This window comes from Pseudomonas sp. SST3 (assembly GCF_003325755.1).
Genome location: NZ_QORI02000024.1, coordinates 13,405 through 31,833, shown reverse-complemented (window position 1 = coordinate 31,833; position 18,429 = coordinate 13,405). Strand labels below are relative to the sequence as shown.

Sequence of the window (18,429 nt, the reverse complement as noted above, 5' to 3'; positions counted from 1 at the left end):
AAGGAACATGCATGAAGCGACTGGCCGGCCTCTCGACCCTAGCCCTGATCATCTCTGGAACCAGCGGTTGTGGCTGGTTATGGGGCGAAGACGGATATTTCCGCGACCGTGGTAGTGATTACCTGCAGGCGCAGCAGGTACCGCCAATGCAGGTTCCGGCTGGTGTCGAACTGCGCCCGATCGAACCGCTTCTGCCGATCCCTCAACAGGTGGCCGATACCCGCGCGACGGGCGAATACGAAGTGCCGCGGCCCCAGCGGCTGCTCATTGCTGAAGACGCCAGCGAGTTCAGTCTGCAGACGTCGGAAGACGCTCGCTGGCTCGTTGCGATGCGTGCCCCTTCGCAGGTCTGGACCGCGGCCCGGCAGTTCTTCACCGACAATGGTTTCCAGATTGCTGAGGAGCGTCCACAGACAGGTGAATTCGTTACCGCCTGGCAAACCCGCGATCAGCTGGCCCCTGCGCTGGTGCGCAACCTCGGGCTGGATGACGGCGAGACCCGGGTTCGCGTTCGCATCGAGCCGGGTGTGCAGCGCGATACCAGTGAAGTATTTTTGCTCCGCGTTCAACGTCCCGCAGGCAGCAATGCCGATGTTGCCTGGCCCGACGCACCAACCAACGCCGAACTCGACCGCGTGCTGCTCGATGAATTGCAAGCAGGTCTGAACAGCAGCGCCGCGCAGGGCGGTTCGGCCTCGTTGCTTGCCGAGCGTGAGTTCGATGCGCCTAGCCGCGTGACACTCAGCGAAGCCGGTAGCGGCACGCCGGTGCTGCAGCTCGACACCGATTTCAATCGTGCCTGGTCGAGCATTGGCCGAGCGCTGGCCGCCAGCGATATCCTCGTCGAGGATCTGGACCGCAGCCTGGGCGTTTACTACATCAACCTGTCGGAAGGCGCAGCGACTCCAGAAGAAAAGCCCGGCTTTTTCTCCCGCCTGTTCGGTGGAGCGCCAGATGCCGAGGAGATCGAGGCTCGCGCCGAGCGCTATCAGGTTCGCGTTACCGACGTAGGCGGCAACGTACAGGTGACACTCGACGAAAACCTCGACACCGTCGCGCCGGCCGATGTAGCGCAACGTGTGTTGAGTATGCTGAAAAACAGCCTGGACTGATCTGGCGTATCAGCCGCTCCAACCAATCCAGGCGAAACCCTTCGGTTTCGCCTGTTTCGTTTGATGAAGACCGGTCGCTACGCTGCCAACTTGCGCATCGTATCGATGGCTCGGTAACCGCGAGAAGCACCATGACCACTCCGAATGCCCTCAGCCTGAAGAAAATTTACTCCGGTAAGGTCCGTGACCTATACGAAATCGACGACAGGCGCATGCTCATGGTCGCCACCGATCGGCTCTCGGCCTTCGATGTGATTCTCGCCGAGCCGATCCCTGAGAAGGGCAAGATTCTCACCGCAATTTCCAACTTCTGGTTCGACAAGCTCGCCTATCTGGTCCCCAATCACTTCACGGGCGACAAGGTCGAAGATGTGGTCTCGGCTGCAGAGTTGCCGCTGGTAGCAGGTCGTGCGGTTGTGGCCAAGCGACTGAAACCTGTTGCGGTCGAAGCTATCGTGCGTGGCTACATCGTTGGCTCCGGCTGGAAGGAATACCAGAAGAACGGAACCGTCTGCGGCATTCGACTGCCGGCTGGCTTGAAGGAGGCGGCCAAGCTGCCGCAGCCGATCTTCACCCCGTCGACCAAAGCTGCCGTTGGCGACCATGACGAGAACATCTCCCTCGAGCAGTGCGAGGCCATTATCGGCAAGGAGTTGGCAGCTCAGGTGCGCGATACATCCATCGCGCTCTACACCGCCGCCGTCGACTATGCGGCGACTCGCGGCATCATCATTGCCGATACCAAGTTCGAGTTCGGTCTTGACGAGGATGGCCGTCTGACCCTCATGGACGAAGTGCTGACACCTGACTCCAGCCGCTTCTGGCCCGCCGACAGCTACCAGGAAGGCAGCAATCCGCCGAGCTTCGACAAGCAGTTCGTACGTGACTGGCTGGAATCCACCGGCTGGAACAAGGAGCCGCCAGCGCCGCCGGTCCCGGCCGAGGTAGCGCAGAAGACCGCTGACAAATATCGCGAAGCCCTGACCCGCCTAACTGCCTGAGCGTGACACTTGGTTGAAACCAGCTGATTGGCCTCAGCCGGAGTCAAACTGCGGCAGGCCAACGCAACACCATGAATAACGAGAAAAAAGCAGCATCGTGGGGTTCGACAATCGCTCACGAGCTGCTATGATGCGCGCCGCTGGAGAGATGCCGGAGTGGCCGAACGGGACGGATTCGAAATCCGTTGTACCCTCGCGGGTACCTAGGGTTCAAATCCCTATCTCTCCGCCACTACATGAGACGCTGAAAGCCCCGCCCGCCTAGTGCGCAGCGGGGCTTCTTCGTTTTCGGGGCCTGGGTCGGGACCAAAACAGCGCACCCCAACCAGCCGCCGCTTTGCTCGGTCCCGAATCCGGTCATTTAAGAGCGAGCGCGGCCATGCCGCTCGTGTCGATGGGCCTAGTGCTGCGGTATTGGCTTGCGTTGCCGAGATTGTGTTTGTCTTTTTACACCGCGGCGACAATGCCGTGGCGTTGTCGATCGTGTCTCCCTCAAGTCGGTTGCCAATATTCACCGGTATAAATTCTTGTGGGCACCGGGAAGTCATTGCGCTGTCCCAGCTACGTATTAGCTGACGGGGCCCCCAATGATCGAATGGTTAAAAAACAATCACCAGCTCATTTCGCTGGCCATCTCTGCCAGCACGCTGCTGGTATGGGTGTTCTACGCGCAGCTGCTACTGCTCAATTTCCGCCGCCAACGCAAGCCGAGCCTGATCATCAATCGCGGCGCTGGCAAGGGGCTGAGTTCGCTCTGCCTGATTTCCAACATGAGCGCCGAGCCCATGTTCATCAATCAGCTGGTGGTTTCGATAGGGACGTCCAAGGGACCGCTGGAACTCGATGTGACCGACATCCGACAGAGCATCGACGACGAGGATGGCGCATCACCTGATCTTCCTATCTATCAGACGACCCATCAGGGGCCTCTTCGCAGTGGTGATTTCATACACATCGGCACCTTCCAGGGGATGCTGCGCAGCGTTGCGGAGCATCACGGGATTGAGCTCGATGGCCATAGACCGGTCGGCGAATGGCAGTTTCACACGCTGGAAATCCGGGCGGTGGCCTTCTACGGTCCCGAGCGGCATCCTCTAGGTGTCCTTCGGCGATTCCGCCTGGATGATCGCGGCGAACCGGATTGCGTTCTGCTACCTGAGAGCCCCTTTACTCATCAGCTGCTGTCGCGCCGCGAGCGTCGAAAGGTGCGTCGGTGGCTAACCGAATCACTCCAGTGACCTCGTCATAAATTGTGATGAGGTGTCTGGATCGCCCATCTGCGCGAAAACCTGGAACTAAGCCTCCGACCGGCGGTCTCGTTAATTGGCTCTGCTACCAGAGGGGCAGAGCTTAATACGGTAAGACGCTTACGACGTGCAGCAACGCGGGTAGTTGTGCGAATTGTTGATCAGGCAGCTCGTCCGCGGACAAGGTTGCATATGGAAGGGTAGTTTTTTCGTGGAAATCAACCGTGTAAGCGCCAGGGATGTCGACAAGGCACATTATGAGTTGGTTGTAATCGGGTCTGGTTTTGGTTCTAGCTTCTTTCTGACTGAAGCATTGAAACACCTGACTGGGCGCGCATTGATCATTGAGTGGGGCGATTTTCATCCATGGGACTGGCAGATCCAGACCCAGAGCAGTTCCGCAATCAGGCCGGAGTCCACCTACGACAATCGTGGTGAGAAGCCCTGGAATACGACTATCGCCCTGGGCGGCGGCATGAATTGCTGGTATTCCCAGACCCCTCGATTGCATCCCAGCGATTTCGCGATTCGCACTCGCTATGGCGTAGGCAATGACTGGCCGCTGAGCTACGAAGATCTCGAGCCCTACTACTGCAGGGCCGAGCAGATCATGTCGATCGCCGGCGAGGAGGACATGGCCAAGGTGCTGCCACGCAGCCAGCCGTTCCCGCAGCCTCCGCACAAGGGTTCCTCGATCGACATGCTGATGAAGGAGGCCATGCCCGATCATCATTTCATCATGCCGACCGGGCGCGCCCGGGTCGCGACCGGTACCCGAGGCGTCTGCTGCGCCAATGCTACTTGCAATCTTTGCCCGGTCAACGCCAAGTTCACCGCGCAGAATGGCCTGGCCGAGCTGTATCGCCACCCAAAGGTGGATGTCTGCTTGAACACCGAGGTGCACACGCTCGAATACGAAGGCAGCACCATCAAAGGCGCGACGATCCACTCCGAGGATCGCGAATTCAAGGTGTTTGGCGATCTGTTCGTACTCGGTGCCAACGCCATCCAGAGTCCGGCGATTTTGCTGCGCTCGGATATCAATTTCGGTGAAACCGGCATGGGTTTGCATGAGCAGGTGGGTGCCAACGTCGAGGTGTATCTCGACGGTCTCGGTAACTTCGATGGCAGCACCATCACTACCGGTTTGAACTACTCACTCTACGATGGGGATTTCCGCAAGGAACACTCGGCATGCCTGGTCTACTTCGAGAATCGTTGGTCATATGGCCTGCGTCCGGAGCGTGGCCGCTGGAACGAGACCCTGCCGTTGATGCTGGTCAGCGAGGATCTGCCAAACATCGAAAACCGTGTCCTCATCGATCCGCGGAGCGGGCAGGCCGTCATCGACTATCGAGGCGAGTCCGATTACGGCATGAAGGGCGTCCAGTACGGTTTGGATAGCCTGGAAAAGCTGCTTGCACCGTTGCCGGTCGAATCGATCAACTTCCGCGAGTGGCGCCTGACAGAGTCGCACGTGCAAGGCACGTTGCGCATGGGGCGGGTTGATGACGGCTCGGTGGTTGACAGCCAGATGCTGCATCACCAGATGAGAAATCTGGTAGTGGTCGGGACGGCTACCTATCCGAGCTGTTCGCCAGCCAATCCAAGCCTGACCGCCGCTGCGTTGTCCATTCGCGCCGCCGATCTGCTGTTCAGTTAAGGAATGCCCATGAAGCGTCGTACGTTGTTGCTGTCCTCTGCCGCTACGCTTGGTCTCGTGGCCGTCGGGTCGGCAGCCTGGGTGTACGAAGACCGTCAGGTCTTCATTCCCGAGCTGTTGCGCCAGATGGTTGGTGACTTTCAGATGACCGACGATGATCAGAGAAAGTTTGTCGATGCGCTGGCCGGACACTATGGTTCGGAGAAGCTCTTGGCGCTGATGGGGCTGTACAAGATCCGTCAGCAAACCGGTGTCGGCAGCGCCTATACCGATCTCCGGGTGGATAACTTCGAGCGCCGGTTGCTGACCGACTTCATGGTTTCGACCGACTATCTGCGTCGTCAGCACGAGACCAATCCGACGGTGTCTTTCCTTGGCTATCGACTGCCATGCAGCAACCCCTATGCGCGGTTCGACGGGGTGAGCTGACTTAACGTTGCCTCTGCTAGCCTTGGCTCCTCAGGTCGCTAAAGGGAAGCTGCGCGGTAGGGCAATCCGCTCAGTCATCGTCCCAGGAGGCGAGCCCATGCGCATCGCAGTATTTAGCACCAAACCCTATGACCGCCGTTTTCTTGACCAAGCCAACCAGGCGCGACATGAGCTGGTCTATCTCGATCCGAGGCTGACTGTCGAAACAGCGCCGCTGGCCGCTGGCTTCAGAGGTATCTGCGCCTTCGTCAATGACAAGCTGGATCGCGAGGTACTGCAGCTGCTGCGGGCCAACGGTACCGAGCTGATCGCGTTGCGCTCGGCAGGCTTCAATAATGTCGACGTGCCCGAGGCGGAGCGGCTCGGCATGACGGTGGTGCGCGTACCGGCGTATTCACCGCATGCCGTGGCGGAGCACGCGGTGGCCTTGCTGTTGAGCCTCAACCGCATGACGTTTCGTGCCTACAACCGGGTACGTGAGGGCAACTTCTCGCTGGATGGGCTGCTGGGATTCGATCTGTACGGCAAGACCGTTGGCGTGGTTGGTACCGGCAAGATAGGGTTGATCTTCGCCGATATCATGCACGGTTTCGGTTGCACTGTGCTGGCCAGCGATCCGTGTCCACCTTCAGATGCCAGGCCATTCGTGCAATACGTGTCACTGGATGCGCTGCTGGCTGAAGCCGATATCATTTCGCTGCATTGCCCGCTCACCCCGGAAACTCATCACCTGATCGATGCCCAGGCAATTGCGCGGATGAAGGATGGCGTCGTGCTGATCAATACCGGTCGCGGGCGGGTGGTGGACACCCAGGCCGTCATCGACGCGCTCAAGAGCGGAAAAATCGGCCGGCTGGGACTGGATGTATACGAAGAGGAAGAGCAGTTGTTCTTTCAGGACCTGTCCCAGCGAGTGATCAGCGATGACCTGTTCATGCGTCTGACGACCTTTCCCAACGTGTTGATCACCGGCCACCAGGCGTTCTTCACCACTGAGGCGCTGACGAATATTGCCGAGACCACCTTGGCCAATATCAGCGTGTTCGAACAGGGTAGCGGAACCCTGCATCGGGTAGCTGTCGACGAGCGGCTGTGAGGGGAACGACCGATCTTGCGGTGCCTCATCGTTGCTGATGGGTCGTTTCCGCCAGTCTACTGAGGACGTTCACTCGACGGTGGCACAGCCAGTTCCCCATCGCCGGCTGTAAAATTCTCTGCATCGTGCGGCCGTTGCGTGCCCGAGGCGGCTTCCCGAATGGTCTTTTCGCTGGTCAGTTTGGGGTGTGCTCGCTGATCAGCATTCCGCATGAGACTCGAAAAAACTCATCCCCACGTCTGATGGTGAGTGGCGTTCTCTCAGCGATTACGGCGCCACGATTGAGCATGCGCTCGATGTGGGTGCGCAACTGATGGTATTGCCTGACGTAGTCCCGGTGCATGTGGCTTCCCCATTGCTGTCTGGAGTCGTTCGATGGTTTGGACTAGGACCAGCAACAAGCCGATTCGATCAAATCTCCAGCCAACCACCCGTCCGAGCATTGTGCAGTGCTGATGGCGCGCCGTTGGCACCCGCATGGATGATCGGTAGTATCAATTAGCCATCGCGACCGCGAGGCTTTCCAACGATTGAGGCACGCGCAATGAACGAACAGGCCATACCGGTGCTAATCGCATTCCTGACGGTGGCTGGCATAGCGGGCTGGTTGCTGCGCCGCGCATTCGCAACGTTGGAACGTCGCCAGACCAAGAGCGAAACTGATCCAGCACAGGTTCCTCCTGTCGGAGGGCCGGACCTCAGTGGCGCCGAAACTCGTGCTGAACCGTAGCGCCATTAGCGCGGCCATGCGATAGAGCAACTCAGCGCGTAAATAACTGACGCAACCTGCTGGGAGCCAGCCCGGTCCAGCGTTTGAACGACCGGCGAAAGTTGGTGGTGTCGTTGAAGCACAGATAGCTGGCAACCTCTTCATTGCTATAGCCCTTCATCTGATACAGATACAACGCCACATGCTTTCGCACCTGATCCAGCTGGTCCTGAAAGCCGGTGCCGTGCTTGTGTAGTTTTCGCTTGAGCGAGGCAGGGCTCGTGCCGAACGCCTGGGCGATCCGCTCCAGGTTCAGCGGTTCGCGGATGTTGGCATAGAGGTAGTCGTACAGTTGATCGATGAAACTGCCACTCCAGCCCAGGCCATGCAGCTGCGTGAGGCTCGCCTGATGTGCGACCTGTCCAGCCGTGGCGGAGGCGTTCGGCCAGGGTTTGTGCAGGTATTCGCGGGGCAGGCTCATCATGGTCATCTGGCTGCCGAAAACCAGCTGCTCACCCAGGTGCACCCAGTATTGCTCGACGTGCCGCGGTTGTGGATAAGCCACGTGGAACCGCCACGGCAGGCGCTCGCCGGATAGCCGTCTGCTCATTGCCACTACGGCGGTCAGGCTGGCTTCAGTAAGGAATTGCTGCTGCTCGTGAGCACCGCAGCTGTCGGTCCAGTACAGATGCGCCTGCTTGTCGTCGAGTAACAGGCGGGGCGTCAGCAGCGGGCTCAGCAGCGCCCGGAAGTGCTGCAGCTGCTCCAGTGCATGCAGCAACGTACCGGCGTGGGCCAGCGCGTGGCTGACCTCGCCATAGTGGCCTGGCAGCAGGCGCTGCCCGAATAGGAAGCTGCTGTCCTCTGCATCCAGCAGCCGCTGCGCCGTTCCGATCAGGGTCAGTAGTTGTCGGGGGCTGATGCGTGCCTGGCCGCTGGTGACGTCCTCATAGAACAGGCCGCTGCCGCGCAATAACTGATGGCTGTCACTGCCCCGGGAAAGCGCCAGGTCTATCAGCACGGCTGGCTGATGATGAGCAGCGATGAAGCGCGTATCGCATTCGTATCCAGGGGCCATGGCTCGTCCTCAGGCGCAACGTGGCAGCTGTTGCTTGGTTTTTGCCAGGCTCAGATTTAGGCGTTTAAGTAGCTGTTCGGCGTTATCGTCGATGGCCATGACCGTCGCGCTGCTGGCGCGCAGATGGACGCGCTCGCCGTGCTGCTCGGTCTTATGCGCCAGACTGGCGACGGCCTGCTGCAGTTCGCTGGCGATCAATCGGGCCTGGGCTTCGCCGGTGTTGGGCAATACCGCCACGAAGCGGTCGCCGGCCAGGCGACAGAGCAAGTCCTGGCGGCGCAGGTTGAGTAGCAGCAGCTGCGCCATGGCCTGCAACACCTGATCGCCCTCGGCCTGCCCATAGCGCTGGTTGATTGCGTTGAAGTCGTCCAGATCCACGACCACTAGCGACAGGGGTTGCTGTTCCGCCTGGGCGTGAGCGAGTGCCAGCTGTACCTGCTGGCGCAGGTATTCTGCGGCACCCAACGGGGTCAGCTTGTCGAACAGACGGTGCTCGCGGAAGCCTTTTTCGCGCTTGTTCATCTGCTGGCTGATGGCGCGCTGTTCCTGGTTCAGGTGGTAGATGCCCAGTGTCAGCAGTAGCAGACCGATGGGCATCGGTGCGGTTTCCAGCCAGTTGTCCCAAATCGCCAGTTCCGGCAAATGGATGAATTCGTCCAAGGTATCCATCCACCAGGAAAAGAACACGCAGGCCAAGCCCAGCGCCAGCAGTCGTGTCACCCGACCGGCCGGGCGGCTGTGCAGCAGCATCATCAGCCAGGCGAGGGCCAGCACGGCCGAGCCGCCTTCGCCGGCGACGTCCATCCAGTTGATCTCGGCCCAGGTTTTGATTTCACCTGTGGCGAGGTAGATCTGCAGACCGGCGTTGGCCGCAAAGGCGAGGCCGATCAAGGTGAAGGTGTGGAGTTTCAGCAGGGATTTCATCGGGTCTCCGTGGCGAGGTCGCGCCAGTGCGTGAGGGCACGGAAACAGATGAATGTGACGGTTGGATGAATGGGGTGGGGGTTGAATTGGCTCACTGCTTTTTTGGGGTAGGTTTAAAAGCAGAGTTAGATCGTTTTAGGTATGAGGCCTGTTTTTGGGTTGTTTGAGGGCTTGGTTTCGCCCAGCAGGGCGAAACCAGCGTTCCAGATCGTACTGAAACGGGCAGCGGCACGAACCGCGCTCCCACCAATGCTTCACCCCGCGGTCACCAGAACAGGTCATATCAGCAGCGTAGGGTGGGCTTCAGCCCACCGTGACGGAGCGGCGATGTGCTTGTGGTGGGCTAAAGCCCACCCTACGGGTTGAGCGCTGCGTCCCGAGCCGGAGGCGGGTCATATCGGCTCACCCAATTCCCAAAACCACCCCAACAAGCCCAGTCTGCCGCCCCACCACCAACCCCTGTCACAGAACCGCCATATCCCGACCCTACCGTCCGCTGCAGTTCCGGGATGGACCCGGTAATCAGCGTTCGGGGGATTGTTCATGAGCACATACCGCAGCGGCATCCGCCATGCAGGATTCCGCATCAGCCTGCTGGCCCTGGCCGTGAGTGCCGGTTCGGCCTGGGCCGAGGAGCCGCTTGTCATGGAGCACGTCGAGGTGATCGGCCAGGCCGTCAGCATCGACGAGGCATTGAGGGAACAGCGCAGCTCCGACAGCGTGAAAAGCGTGGTCCATTCCGATGGCATCGGCCAGCTGCCGGACGACAACGCCGCTGAAGCCTTGCAGCGCATCCCAGGCCTGTCTGTGGAGCGCGATCAGGGTGAAGGCCGCTTCGTCAGCGTGCGCGGCATCGCGCCGGACCTCAACAGCGTCACCATCAACGGCACCCTGGTGCCCTCACCGGAAAGTGGCCGGCGCGCGGTGGCGCTGGATGTGCTGCCGTCCGAACTGGTGCAGTCGCTTTCGGTGGTCAAGACCCTCACACCAGACATGGACGCCAACTCCCTGGGCGGCACCATAGAGGTGGAGAGCCTGTCTGCCTTCGACCACGACGGCCTGTTTTACAGCCTCAGCACCGAAGCCAGCTACGACGAGAACGTCGGCAAGACCAGCCCGAAATTCTCCGGTGCCATCAGCAACCGCTTCAGCCTGGGCGATGGCGTCGACAACTTCGGCGTGGCCGCGGCACTGAGCTGGCAGGACCGCGACTTCGGTTCGGACAACGTGGAAACCGGTGGCGCCTGGGATTTCGAAGACGGCGCCCGGCTGGAAGAATTCGAGCAGCGTGACTACGAGATCACCCGCGAGCGCACCGGATTTGGCCTGAACTTCGATTACCAGCCGGACGACCTCAGCAGCTACTACCTGCGCACGTTGTACAGCCGCTTCAAGGACACCGAGACTCGCAACGCAGCCGGCGTCGAATTCGAAGATGCGCAACTGGCCGGTGAACTGGGCGATGCCGAGGGCTGGCGTGAGCTGAAGTCACGCGAGGAAACCCAGACCATTCAGTCCTACGTGTTCGGCGGCGAACGCATGATGGGCCTCTGGACCCTCAGCGGTCAGGTCGGCTACAGCGAGGCCCGCGAGCGCAACCCGGGCGGCATTTCCAGCGCGACCTTCGAAGGTGACTTCACCGACGTCGGTTTCTCGAGCACGGGCAAGCCACGGCTGACCGTCGATCCGTCCTTCTATGATCCAGCCAGCTTCGAACTCGACGAGGTGGAATGGGAGAAGAGCGACGCCCGCGACAAGGAAAAGAACGTCCGCCTGGATCTGGCCCGCGATTACGACATCCAGGGCTACGCCTCCCAGCTCAAGTTCGGTGGCAAGCTCAGCCGACGCGACAAGACCAATGACGCCGAGATCTGGGCCTACGACGATTTCGACGACCTGACCCTGGCCGACTTTCAGAGCGGTAAGGTCGACTATGCCCTAGGCCGCTTCGGCTCGGGAATCAGTGCCGGCGGGCTGGAAGGCTTGATCGGCGGGCTGGACGCGAGCGAGTTCTACGATGACGAGGAGTCGCGCATCGGCGACTTCGACATGAGCGAAGACATCAACGCTGCGTATTTCATGAACACCGTGGACCTGGACAAATGGCGCATCATCGCCGGGCTGCGCTATGAGGGCACCGAGTTCAGCGCCAAGGGCACCGGCCTGCGCGACGGTGAGTTCGAAGCCGTATCCAGCGACAACCGTTACGACCACTGGCTGCCGGGTTTGCATGCGCGCTATGAGCTGACGCCCGATACCTTTGTCCGGGCGGCCTGGACCAATACCGTGGTGCGTCCGACGTTCGAGCAGCTGGCGCCTGGCTTCGTCATCGATGGCGAAGATGCGGAGTTCGGCAACCCGGACCTCAAGCCGCTGGAATCGATGAACTACGACCTGGGCATCGAGCACTACATGGGCCGCGCGGGCGCCGTGTCGGCTTACCTCTTCTACAAGGACATCGACAACTTCATCTACAACACCGATCTGGCCGGCACGGGCCAATGGACCGGATTCGACGAAGCGCTGAGCTTCGAGAACGGCAGCAGCGCCAAGCTCTACGGTGTCGAGTTGGCTTATTCGCAGAAGCTCGATTGGCTACCGGCACCCTGGAATGGCGTGCTGCTGGGCGCCAACGCCACCTTCAGCAAATCCGATGCAGAGATCGAAGGGCAGGGCAGCAGTCGCAGCATCGACCTGCCGAACCACTCCGATACCGTCGGGAATCTGATGGTCGGCTGGGAAAACGACGTGTTCAACATGCGTCTGGCCGCCAACTACAAATCCGAGTACCTGGCCGAAGTGGCCGGCATCGACGATGAAGCCCACGACCTCTACGCCGACGATCAGCTGTTCCTGGACTTAAAGGCCGGCTATTTCATCACGCCGAACCTGCAGGTGACGCTCGAGGCGTTGAACCTCACGGACGAGTCCTACTTCGTCTACACCGGGCGCAGCAACTTCAACGCCCAGTACGAGGAATACGGTCCGACCTACAAGCTCGGCCTGACCCTGACGCACTTCTGACCCTTTTCGACTTATTCGCCGCCCCGTCTCCGCGCTGTTCCCCTTTCAGAGCGGTGGCGGCCAGCGGCTGCTGATTGGAAAAACCATGTACATGACTTTGCATAAACCCATGTTGCTGAGCCTCTGCATTGCGCTCGCGGCCTGTCAGTCCGGAGCGGGCGTCGAGTCTGGCAAGCAGACGGCGCCGAGCCTGAGCATCGCGGCTTCAACTCCGCTGGAAGCGCAGAGCGCGCAGCTGATTTCAGAAACAGGCTTCTGGCAGGACGCTTCTCGACTGGTGGTTCGGCCGGACTCGCGCGGCCTGCAGATACTCGACGCCAAGGGCGCGGTAATCAGCGATTTCAAAGGCCGCTTCGAAGGCCTGGATCATCGTGTCGGTGCGCAGGGCATGTTGATCGCAACCCTCGACCGCAAGCAGCAACAGGCCGTGCTGCTGGGGCTCGACCGGCTGCATCGCTGGAGCCAGCCGTTGTATATCCCGCGGACGGATTTCGCCATCGAGGGGCTGTGCCTGTTCCGCGACGCGGCGCGCAACAGCTTCCTTTTTCTGGTCGGTGAAGAAGGCATCGGCGAGCAATGGCTGGTCGCCGCCGACATGCGCCCAGTTGCGACGCCGCAGCGCGTGCGCGGCCTGAGCCTGCCGCCGGAAAGCGGTTACTGCCAGGTGGATGATCAAACCGGCGAGCTGATCGTCAACGAAGAAGGCGTGGGACTCTGGCGTTACGCGGCGGATGCTGAGGCACCGCTCGTACGCCAACCCGTGGATATGGTTCAGCCGTTCGGTGGGATCGCTGAGGCCGCTGCCGGCATGGCACTGGTGCCGGGCGGATTGCTTGCGCTGGATCCCGAAGCCAGCGCGCTGCACCTCTATGGGCGAGACGCCGACAGCTGGCGTAGCCATTCGGTAATACCGCTAGAAGGCTTCGACGAGCCCGAGCAGATCAGCGCCCGATCGACCGAGCGTGGCATCGAGCTGCTGCTGACCGATGAGCGTGGCGCCCACCCGGCTCGTCTGGATTGGCAGCCTCCAGTGCCCACCGCGACGCCTGTCATTCCGGTGCTGCCGGCTCAGGTCCAGACCGACCCGGTGCCGCACCTGGGGGATGCAGCCGATGACCCGGCGATCTGGGTCAATGCCAAGGACCGGACCAGAAGCCGTGTGCTGGGTACCGACAAGAAGGGAGGGCTCGGTGTGTACGACCTGGCCGGCAAGCAGCTCCAATACTTGCCCGTCGGGCGATTGAACAACGTGGATGTGCGCACCGGCTTTGTCCTTGGCGGCAAGCAGATCGATCTCGCAGTAGGCAGCAACCGCGATCAAAACAGCCTGCACCTGTTCGCCATCGATCCCATGAGCGGGCAAGTGAGCGACATCGGCCAGATCGCCACGCCGATCACCGATATCTACGGCCTGTGCATGTTCAAGGACCGCCACGGCGCCATCCATGCCATCGCCAACGACAAGGACGGCACCTTTCTGCAGTACCGCCTGGATGGTTCCAGCGGCGCGCCGCGCGGGGAGCTGATGCGGGAGTTCAAGGTCGCCAGCCAACCCGAGGGTTGCGTGGCCGATGATCGCACTCAACGTCTTTTCGTGGGCGAGGAAGACGAGGCGGTCTGGACGCTGGATGCCCGTGGCGATGCGTCGGCGAAGCTGGAAAAGGTCATCGGTGTCGGCGGCCCATTGCATGACGATGTCGAGGGGCTGGCGATCTACAGGGGTGAAAAGGCCAGCTATTTGGTGATCTCGAGCCAGGGCAATGACAGCTACCTGGTGCTCGATGCCGCCGCGCCTTACGCCGTTCGTGGCGCGTTCCGCGTCGGTTTGAATGCCGAGCGCGGTATCGATGGCGCGTCGGAAACCGATGGGCTGGAAGTCACCTCCGCCAACCTTGGCGGTATCTGGAGCCGCGGCATGCTGGTGGTGCAGGACGGCCGCAAGCGTATGCCCGAAGGTGCACAGAACTACAAATACCTGCCATGGGCAGCGGTTGCCGACGCGCTGGGGCTGGAGTGACTTCGGCCGCATGGGCGCAGCAGGCGACGCTCGCAGCGTTGCCCGAAACTAAACGACGAGTGCCGTTCCGCGGAACGGCCGGAGGAAATACAGATGCAAAGTGAACACATGTCGGTCTGGGGACTGGTCAGCGAGGCCAGCCTGGTGGTGCAACTGGTGATGGTGATTCTGGTGCTGGCCTCGATCGCTAGCTGGTACTTCATCATTCAGCGTGGCGCGTCCTTACGCCGTAATGAACGCCTGTTGAAAACGTTTCTGCAGCGTTTTCGCAGCGCTGCGGAACTGACGCAGTTGTATCGCGAAGGCAGCGATCAGGCGCTGCCCCGCGAGGCGGCATTGCAGCACATCTTTCTCGCTGGCTATCAGGAATTCAGCCAGCTGCAACGCCAGCCGGGCATTGCGCCGGATGCGGTGATCGAGGGGGTCGAGCGCAGCCTGTATGTCGCGATTTCCGAGCAAGAAGAGCGTTTGGAAGGTGGCTTGCAGTTCCTCGCCACGGTCGGCTCGGTCAGCCCTTATATCGGCCTGTTCGGCACTGTGTGGGGGATCATGAACTCCTTCCTGGGCCTGTCCATGGTGCAGCAGGCGACGCTCTCCACGGTTGCTCCGGGCATTGCCGAAGCGCTGATCGCCACGGCCATCGGCCTGTTCGCGGCAATTCCGGCGGTGATGGCCTACAACCGTTTCTCTGCCCGCGGCCAGACCTTGAGTGCCCGCTATTACAGCTTTGCCAATGAGCTACAGGCACGCCTGCATCGTCGATTGCATGCCGGTTCGCCCAGCGTCGCCGCTGCCGCCTGAAGGAGCTTCGCCATGCTGGTCAAACCGCAGCGTAAACACGGCCCCAAAGCCGAAATGAATGTGGTGCCTTACATCGACGTGATGCTGGTGCTGCTGGTGATCTTCATGGTGACCGCGCCGATGTTGGTGCAGGGCGTGAAGATCGAGCTGCCCAAGGTGGCGGCCGAGGCGATGCCCACCGAGAACGAGCGGCAGATCCTGACCCTCTCGGTTAAGGCCGACGGAGGCTTCTACTGGCACCTTGGCACCGAACTGAATGCTGAAGATCAGACCGACAGCGCTATCGACCTTGAGGAAATGCGCGAGAAAGTCGTAGCAATCATCGCCGAGCGCGGCGACACCCAGGTCTACGTGCGTGCCGATGATGCTGCTGACTATGGCCGCGTAGTGGCCGGGATCGCCGAGCTGCAGCGCGGCGGGGTGATGAATCTCGGTCTGATTACCGAGGCGCCGTCCGGGCAGCTGGCACCATGAGCAGTTTGAGCATGCCCCTGCCCAGCTTTCCGCTAGCCCGGCCGCAATGGCGCCGCCATGTCGGCGCCGCCGTGGCGACCGTCGCGCTACACGCAGCGGTGTTCGGTCTGTTGCTGCACGGCTGGACGCCGGAGCTGAACGCGCCGAGTCAGACGCAGGTGCTGAAGACCCAGCTGATCAGCCTGCCGACCCCTACGCCGATTACCGAAACCGTGGTCGAGCCCGAACCGACACCAGCCCCGGAACCGCTGGTGGAAAAATCCATCGAAGAACCGCAGGTCGAACAGCAGCGCCTGGAACAGGCCGAGCTGGCGTACAAGCGCGCCGAGCAAGAACGGCTGGCGAAAGAGGCGCGTATCAGAGAGCAGCAACGCGTTAAAGAGCAGCAGCGCAAAGAGCAGCTGGAGCGCGAACGGCAGGAACGGATCGAGGTCGAGCGGCAGCAGCGCGAAGCCGAACGTCGCGAGCAACTGGCTCGAGAGGAACAACAGCGCCAACAGGCGGCACGTGCCGAAGCGTCGGCCGCAGCCGAGCGGGCGCGACAGGAGGCCGCTGCAGCGGCGAGCCGCCAGTATTTGCCCATTGCCAAAGACGCACCTGACTACCCATCGCGAGCGTTGGACAAAGGCATCGAAGGCACCTGCACCGTCAGTTACTCGGTCAACCCGCAGGGACGGATCGAGAACCCAAAAGCGCTGGACGACTGCCACCCACTGTTTATCCGGGCGTCGATTACGGCTGCCAAAAGCTTTCGCTACCAACCTCGGATCGTCGACGGTCGCGCCGTGACCGTTCCCGAGGTGAAGAACACCTTTCACTACCGCATCCAGTGATGCGGCTGGACCCACTTTGCAGAACGAGCCATCAATGAACCAGAATTTCCAGAGTTTCCACGCCAATCTTTCTGCCCTGGACGACCAGACGATCAACCCGAGCGCTAACGCCTCGCTGGAGCAGTTGGTCGATCGCAGCCGGCGCAACCTTCTGAAGGGCGGAATGGGCCTTGCCGCGTTGGGCTTTCTCGGCGGCAGCCTGGGCGCCTGTCGCAGCGCCGTGCAATCCGAGTCGCTGATCGGTTTCAAGGGCATCCCGACGCAGCTCGACCCGGCCTTCGACAGCGTGCAGGTAGCGCCGGGCTACAGTGCTCGGACGTTCTTTTCCTGGGGGGATGCCGTCATGGCCGACGCCCCGGAGTGGAACCCGGACGCCAGCGACGACTGGCAGGCTCAGCTCAAGCAGGCCGGCGACAACCATGACGGCATGCACTTCTTTCCGTTTCCCGAGAACCCCGACAGCCACGGCCTGTTGGTGATGAACCACGAATACGTCAACCCGCCCCTGCACCCCAACGGCATAACCTTCGTCGACGGCAAGCGCCCGCTGGATGAGGTGCGCAAGGAGCAGGCGGCCCACGGCGTCAGCGTTATCGAAGTGAAAAAAGACACGCAGGGTCAATGGCAGCGGGTCATGCCATCGCGCTACAACCGCCGCATCTCGGCAATGACGCCCATGGCCGTAAGCGGCCCCCTGGCCGGCAACGACGCGCTGAAAACAGCTTCCGACCCCAGCGGGCGCGAAATCATCGGCACACTGAATAACTGTTCCAGCGGCTTCACGCCTTGGGGCACCTATCTGGTGTGCGAGGAGAACTGGCACAACTACTTCGTCAACCATGACGCCGAGGACATGGCCAGGCGCGTATCACACAAGCGCTATGGCATCGAGGGCAAGGGCCTGAGCAAACTCTACGGCTGGGAAACCGCCGACCTGCGTTTCAATGCCACGCCGGACCCGTCGCAACCCCACGGTGGCCATGTGAATGAGCCGAACCGCTTTGGTTGGGTGGTCGAGGTCGATCCGTTCGATCCGCAGAGCAAGCCGGTCAAGCGCACCGCGTTCGGCCGTTATTGTCGCGAGTGCTCGGTGCTTTCGCTGGGCGAGGACGGGCGCATGGCCTTCTATTCAGGCGACGACACCAAGGGCGAGTACGTCTACAAGTTCGTCCCCAGCGGCCGTTACGTGCCGGGTGACGATCAAGCCAATCGGCAGCTGCTGGACAGCGGCACCTTGTATGTAGCGCGCTTCAATGCAGACGGCAGCGGCGAGTGGCTGGCACTTGTTCACGGGCAGAATGGCCTAGTTGCCGAGAACGGCTTCGCCGATCAGGCTGAAGTGCTGCTCAACGCCCGTGCTGCTGGCGACCATGTGGGCGCAACGCCCATGGATCGGCCGGAGTGGGTGGCAGTGCACCCGCGCAGCCGCGAGGTCTATGTGACGCTGACCAACAACGATAACCGCGGCGTGGAATGGCCCACCGACAAGGCCAATCCACGGCCAGTCAACCTGCACGGGCAGATCCTGCGCTGGAGCGAGCAGGGCGCTGATCCGACCGCCACCACGTTTACCTGGGAGATCTTCCTGCTGGCGGGTGAGCAGCCTGGCGCCAGGACCGCAGAGGGCCAGCCGGTGCCGGCCAACCTGACCGGCACCATTAACGGGGATATCTTTTCGTCGCCCGATGGGCTGGCGTTCGACAATGCCGGCCGGCTGTGGATCCAGACCGACTACGGTGATGAGGAAGCGGCGATGCAGGCCATGGGGACCAACCAGCTGCTCTGTGCTGATCCCCGAACCCGCGAGGTTAGGCGCTTCCTGGTCGGCCCGCGCGGGTGCGAGATCACCGGTATCACCTGGAGCCCGGACTACCGCGCCATGTGGATCAACGTGCAGCACCCCGAGCTGAGTTTCCCGGCCAGTGATGGCAAGACGCGCCCGCGCGCTTCCACGATCCTGATCACCAAGGACGATGGTGGCGTAATAGGCAGTTGACCGGCAGCGCTCGATTCGGTGGGCT

14 protein-coding genes and 1 tRNA gene are annotated in these 18,429 nt (G+C 61.3%); 13 read left to right on the top strand and 2 right to left on the bottom strand.

The window, feature by feature from the left end; all coding sequences use genetic code 11:
- Window positions 1-11 precede the first annotated feature (11 nt).
- The 7 genes from bamC (at window position 12) to DQ405_RS19495 (ending at window position 6,548) form a co-directional block, all read left to right on the top strand.
- Entirely contained in the window at window positions 12-1,112 is a 1,101-nt protein-coding gene (gene bamC / locus DQ405_RS19525) for an outer membrane protein assembly factor BamC (RefSeq protein WP_168425726.1), read from the top strand.
- Between the two features lie 131 nt (window positions 1,113-1,243).
- Window positions 1,244-2,113, top strand: coding sequence for a phosphoribosylaminoimidazolesuccinocarboxamide synthase (locus DQ405_RS19520; RefSeq protein WP_168425725.1), 870 nt, complete (start codon window positions 1,244-1,246; stop codon window positions 2,111-2,113).
- A gap of 142 nt (window positions 2,114-2,255) precedes the next feature.
- Window positions 2,256-2,345 (top strand) — tRNA-Ser (locus DQ405_RS19515).
- 355 nt (window positions 2,346-2,700) lie between these two features.
- Complete coding sequence (locus DQ405_RS19510; protein WP_168425724.1) at window positions 2,701-3,351, top strand: hypothetical protein; 651 nt, start codon at window positions 2,701-2,703, stop codon at window positions 3,349-3,351.
- Between the two features lie 322 nt (window positions 3,352-3,673).
- Window positions 3,674-5,023: a GMC oxidoreductase gene (locus tag DQ405_RS19505; RefSeq protein ID WP_241730080.1), complete on the top strand. Its 1,350-nt coding sequence runs from the start codon at window positions 3,674-3,676 to the stop codon at window positions 5,021-5,023.
- Window positions 5,024-5,032: 9 nt separating this feature from the next.
- Window positions 5,033-5,452, top strand: a complete 420-nt coding sequence (locus tag DQ405_RS19500; RefSeq protein ID WP_168425722.1) for a hypothetical protein — start codon at window positions 5,033-5,035, stop codon at window positions 5,450-5,452.
- A gap of 97 nt (window positions 5,453-5,549) precedes the next feature.
- Window positions 5,550-6,548, top strand: a complete 999-nt coding sequence (locus tag DQ405_RS19495) for a 2-hydroxyacid dehydrogenase (protein ID WP_168425721.1) — start codon at window positions 5,550-5,552, stop codon at window positions 6,546-6,548.
- A gap of 761 nt (window positions 6,549-7,309) precedes the next feature.
- Here the strand turns inward: DQ405_RS19495 and DQ405_RS19490 are convergent.
- Together DQ405_RS19490 and DQ405_RS19485 are read right to left on the bottom strand one after the other, a co-directional pair.
- Window positions 7,310-8,335, bottom strand: coding sequence for an AraC family transcriptional regulator (locus DQ405_RS19490; protein ID WP_168425720.1), 1,026 nt, complete (start codon window positions 8,333-8,335; stop codon window positions 7,310-7,312).
- Window positions 8,336-8,344: 9 nt separating this feature from the next.
- Window positions 8,345-9,259 carry a GGDEF domain-containing protein gene (locus DQ405_RS19485; protein ID WP_168425719.1) on the bottom strand — a complete coding sequence of 305 codons (915 nt, stop codon included), beginning with the start codon at window positions 9,257-9,259 and terminating at the stop codon, window positions 8,345-8,347.
- A gap of 543 nt (window positions 9,260-9,802) precedes the next feature.
- Between DQ405_RS19485 and DQ405_RS19480 the strand changes: the two genes are divergently transcribed.
- From DQ405_RS19480 to DQ405_RS19455, 6 genes are all read left to right on the top strand, one after another.
- Entirely contained in the window at window positions 9,803-12,283 is a 2,481-nt protein-coding gene (locus tag DQ405_RS19480) for a TonB-dependent receptor (protein ID WP_168425718.1), read from the top strand.
- Window positions 12,284-12,368: 85 nt separating this feature from the next.
- Window positions 12,369-14,300, top strand: coding sequence for a phytase (locus DQ405_RS19475; RefSeq protein WP_168425717.1), 1,932 nt, complete (start codon window positions 12,369-12,371; stop codon window positions 14,298-14,300).
- A gap of 87 nt (window positions 14,301-14,387) precedes the next feature.
- Window positions 14,388-15,101: a protein TolQ gene (gene tolQ / locus DQ405_RS19470; protein ID WP_168425756.1), complete on the top strand. Its 714-nt coding sequence runs from the start codon at window positions 14,388-14,390 to the stop codon at window positions 15,099-15,101.
- A 12-nt stretch (window positions 15,102-15,113) separates the two neighbouring features.
- On the top strand, window positions 15,114-15,575 hold the full coding sequence (gene tolR, locus DQ405_RS19465) for a protein TolR (protein WP_168425716.1): 462 nt from the start codon (window positions 15,114-15,116) through the stop codon (window positions 15,573-15,575).
- 11 nt (window positions 15,576-15,586) lie between these two features.
- On the top strand, window positions 15,587-16,408 hold the full coding sequence (locus tag DQ405_RS19460; RefSeq protein ID WP_241730079.1) for a TonB family protein: 822 nt from the start codon (window positions 15,587-15,589) through the stop codon (window positions 16,406-16,408).
- A gap of 34 nt (window positions 16,409-16,442) precedes the next feature.
- Window positions 16,443-18,404 (top strand): PhoX family protein, encoded by a 1,962-nt coding sequence (locus DQ405_RS19455; RefSeq protein WP_168425714.1) that lies wholly within the window; start codon window positions 16,443-16,445, stop codon window positions 18,402-18,404.
- Window positions 18,405-18,429 lie beyond the last annotated feature (25 nt).